Source organism: Marinoscillum furvescens DSM 4134 (assembly GCF_003386095.1).
Classification (GTDB): domain Bacteria; phylum Bacteroidota; class Bacteroidia; order Cytophagales; family Cyclobacteriaceae; genus Marinoscillum; species Marinoscillum furvescens.
In genome coordinates this window covers 1-2255 of record NZ_QREG01000051.1, presented here as the reverse complement: position 1 = coordinate 2255, position 2255 = coordinate 1, and the positions used below count along the sequence as shown (strand labels likewise).

Annotated in this window: 1 protein-coding gene; it reads right to left on the bottom strand. The window is 34.5% G+C overall.

All coding sequences use genetic code 11. The features are described 5' to 3' along the window. Positions 1–187: 187 nt before the first annotated feature. Positions 188–2038, bottom strand: coding sequence for an NACHT domain-containing protein (locus tag C7460_RS23370; RefSeq protein WP_115870557.1), 1851 nt, complete (start codon positions 2036–2038; stop codon positions 188–190). Positions 2039–2255 lie beyond the last annotated feature (217 nt).

The following is a 2255-nucleotide window of genomic DNA, read 5'->3' as shown; positions in this document are numbered from 1 at the left end:
GCTGCATACTGTCCAGTCTTCTTCAGGGTGAACAGACAATTGCCCTGTTGGGATTTACACCCATTGGATTTGTACCACTTCGTGGCACACTAACGTCCAACTAAAATGAGTATGCGCCCAGTCGTTAGATGTACCACAGTATACTTTTCGCATGGTTCTTTCAGGTGACTCAGTTCGCATATTCATTTTAGTGTTTGTTAGACGTATTGTTTTGCAGTAATTTTTCTAGATCATCGTTAATTACCTGATGTTTATTGATCAGCATTTCTTTTACTTCCCATAAGTATTTAAGGGTTTTTGAAGAATGAAACGAATTGCAATCATAAATTTTTTCAAATACCAAGTCAGTTGTCTTCAGCTTCTTAAAGTCTATGGGCATGCTAAGTAAACCCTTTTCAAAGTCGCTAATAATCTCCTTCTCAATTGACCTACTTGATCCGTACTCAAACTTCTTTATTGAGTTCATATTTGAAACTTCATCTAAGATGATCTGGATCATGTGAAAAATCTGAGAGTCATTTATCAGAGTAACTAAGGATAATTTTTTGTCTTCATTTTGTGCATTGGAAGAATGAGTTCGATCTTCAAGTGAAAGTTGCTGGAATAGAATTCGACAAAATTTCAAATAATTCATTTTACCAACCTTGGTCTTCAATCCAACCTTACCAAAAAGATCATCCAGAAAAGGAATGATAATTTCTGTTTCAAAAAATACAGGATCTAATTCATACACAAGACTGTAAATATTATCTCTCCACATATCGGGAAAGAATTTTTTCAGAAGTTTTTTCTTAACTGTTGGATTATTCGAATTTGCTATGAATTTGGCCGTGAAATACTCCTGAAAAGATCTATGTGTAAAAGTTAGAAAGAGTCCATCTTGGATTAGAAAGCATACGGCTTGCATAAGATCATTCAAAAATTGATCTTCTTGAACGCTGACCCCAACAAGCTTTGACCCATTAGAGATATATTTCATTGCTTCAATCCTTGAAAATTGAAATTTCCGATCATCATAGGTTAGAATACAAAATGAAGAAAGTACCCTTTCAAAGGCAATAATGTCAAGACTTGATTCTCTATCTCTTTTGTAAGCACCTTTAAGAGCATCATGTCTTTGAAAAAGAGCTTCATATGCTTGATTGTAGAATATGCTTAATTTATTAGGGATATCGGCGCTGTAGCCATAAGTCAATAACATTATTGACAACAGCAATGGATTCGACAAGAACGAATTATGCTTTTCAAATAGACCTGTCTTTAAATCTTCTATAAATTTTTCTTTGATCTCCTCTTCCGCAGGTAACTTCTCAATTAATGAAATTGACTGATTAAGTGTTAGCGGTAATGTTTGGAAAAAGGTGAAAAGTTCAAACTCTGTGATTTTATCATCTGGGCGGGTTGATATAACATAGGTGCAGTTGGAATAGGTCTTTGAAAACTCTTCAATATCCTTGATTAGGTCACTTCGTAGTGAATTTTTTACCTCGTCAAGACCATCTAGAAAAATAATGAAATGTCCTTCTTCCAAAGCTCTTATTAAATAGTCATCCTCTAAGTCCAATTTGAATTCTTTGAAGGATTTTGAAATTAGATCTGTAAGAACTTGCTCCTTATGGTTACTATCACGAAGCTCCAAGAAGACAGGAACCTTATAATTGGTTTTTAACGAATTTAGCAGCAAGTGTTTGAGTAAAACAGACTTACCTGCCCCACCAGAGCCTTGAATCAGAATTCTAGTATTAACATCTACGATTTCAGTTATTGAGGCATTTTCAATTCTTTTCGTTTCACACTCGATACCAATTGGTTCATAGAATTGATACAAAGGTTTTGGATCGTCTCGAATAAAAAAAGTCCGAGTTTTACCGTATCGGTTAGCAATATTCCTTAAATAAACTGAGTATTTGTTCTGAAGCTTAATCGATATCTCATTGCTAATCTTTTTAAATGATTTACTAGCAATTGAGCCGATATCATTTATTTTATGTGACAAGAATGATCCAATTACTTCATTTATGTTGAATTCTTCCTCCATATCATTACGTCTAATGGGTGTGTGTATGTTTTGTCGCCCTCTACGGGTTTAAATTGATAACTATGATAGGAAGTAAAGAATTAATTGAAGAGGCAAGACAAGCTTATGAGCCTCTTAGAAAGGTATCCCTTCGGTGTTGAGCGTATTGCCTAGGTGGTATAAGGTGTTGAGTTTTGCATAAAAAGCAATGCAAAGAAATAAGGAAGAGATGTTTGCA

Coding starts and splice junctions, on each gene's coding strand:
- C7460_RS23370 (WP_115870557.1), bottom strand. CDS start 2,038: ATGGAGGAAGAATTCAACATAAATGAAGTAATTGGATCATTCTTGTCA.